At 59.9% G+C, this 1,488-nt stretch carries 3 protein-coding genes; 1 reads left to right on the plus strand and 2 read right to left on the minus strand.

The annotated features are described in order from the left end of the window. The coding region (locus ACXAHD_RS32085; RefSeq protein ID WP_475055158.1) for a hypothetical protein at positions 1 to 260 on the plus strand (260 nt) is incomplete at its 5' end. A gap of 164 nt (positions 261 to 424) precedes the next feature. Here ACXAHD_RS32085 and ACXAHD_RS32090 read toward each other — a convergent pair. Together ACXAHD_RS32090 and ACXAHD_RS32095 are read right to left on the minus strand one after the other, a co-directional pair. Continuing rightward, entirely contained in the window at positions 425 to 823 is a 399-nt protein-coding gene (locus ACXAHD_RS32090; RefSeq protein WP_281551646.1) for a hypothetical protein, read from the minus strand. Between the two features lie 9 nt (positions 824 to 832). Next, on the minus strand, positions 833 to 1,488 hold a 656-nt coding region (locus ACXAHD_RS32095; RefSeq protein WP_475055160.1), incomplete at its 5' end, for a polymorphic toxin-type HINT domain-containing protein.

Here is a 1,488-nt window from a genome sequence, read left to right on the forward strand (position 1 = left end):
CTGTGGGGGGGGGGGGGGACTGTTGTTTTGGGGGCCTCGCTGAGGCGTTTGTTTTTTGTTTTAGGTTGTGTGAAAGCCCCCCCCCCCCCCCCCCCCCCCCCGCGACGACCAAGGCGGCCAGGCGATGCGTCCCGGTCGAAGCGATCAAGGCCGTGACGATCCCATCACGGGTCAACCCACGCGCCGGGTTCCGGGGATCGACGCCACGCCGCTACGCGCCGTGCCAACGAGCAGCCGCAATCTCGGTACCCAAGCCCTGAAATCCGCATCGATCCGTTCGCATACGCTCCGGATACCTGACATCAGTCGTGACAGCAACCGGGGTGCACAACCATGCACCCCGGCGCGTAAAGTCACTGAACCAGCACCATATGGAGTGGTCCACCGATGCTCCACAACTCCGGATCAATCGAACGTTTGGAAATCAAAGAGCCGACCGCTTGCGCCACTCTGCTTCAATTTCGGCGATCATTTCAGTTACGTTCTCATCCGAGAAGACGAACGGGCGCATTTGATCGACCACAGCCTCTCTTTTGGCTTCCGGCGTGGATAACTCACCCCACATTTCGGCCAGGTAATCGCGTACGGCAGGGCGTTCCATTGCTCGCGCTTCAAAGCGACGCCAATCACGCCAACCTTGCGCTTTCCGCGACTCCCCAATTTCTTCGTGATGCGCAATGATCGTCTCAACTAGCCGCTCATGTACGTGACTCAGGAACGGGCTACCTTTCACCGCCCAATCCACATCGGCCGCGTTGAAGCGGATCTCCATCAAGCCCTTCTGAAGTGCGTAAAGCTCGTCGATGTTGTTGATCTCGAACATACTTCCTCATCATCCGAATGGATTCGGGCCATGGAAAACCACGTCATCGAGCGTGAATCTGAACGACCCCGTGTGCATGAGCTCGTTGGGTTGTGAGCCAGGCACCAGTTTAGTCCCAGCGGGCAACCTGAACGCGATCAGGTGGGTTCCTCGGTCCCCGCCCCTTCCCATGAAGAGTGCGTTGCTTGTTTCCTTAGAGCTAAGCATCTCCCTTGTGAAGTACGTGACGCCCTTTGCGTTCGCAGTTACCACACCGCCGTCCATGATTTTGGCGTGATTGCCTTCGGACGTGTAATGGAATACGACATTGTCGTCTAGCGAGTCCGCAAGGTTATCTACGCTGTGCTTCGCTGCATCGCCGCAGTTGTGGACGAGGACCGGGGTTTTGCCGGCGATCACATGGTACGTGTGGACGCGGCTGATGGTGAGGTTGTGGACGGTGGCGTGTGGGACGGTCCTGCGGTGGATGGCGGTGATCTGGACCCAGGTGCCGGAGCTCGTCTGGAGCCACTGGCCGGGTTGGAGGTGGGTGGCGTCGATCCACTGGTCGAGTTCGGGGACCCAGAAGGGGTGTCCGTCGGTGGCGGTGATCTGGGCGACACCGGGGTCGCTGTGGCCGTTGGTGGTGTCTGGGTCTCTGCCCTCGTCGCCGTGTTGGCCGTCGG

This window comes from Micromonospora sp. ABR4_055 (assembly GCF_056160425.1).

Coding starts and splice junctions, on each gene's coding strand:
- ACXAHD_RS32090 (WP_281551646.1), bottom strand. CDS start 823: ATGTTCGAGATCAACAACATCGACGAGCTTTACGCACTTCAGAAGGGC.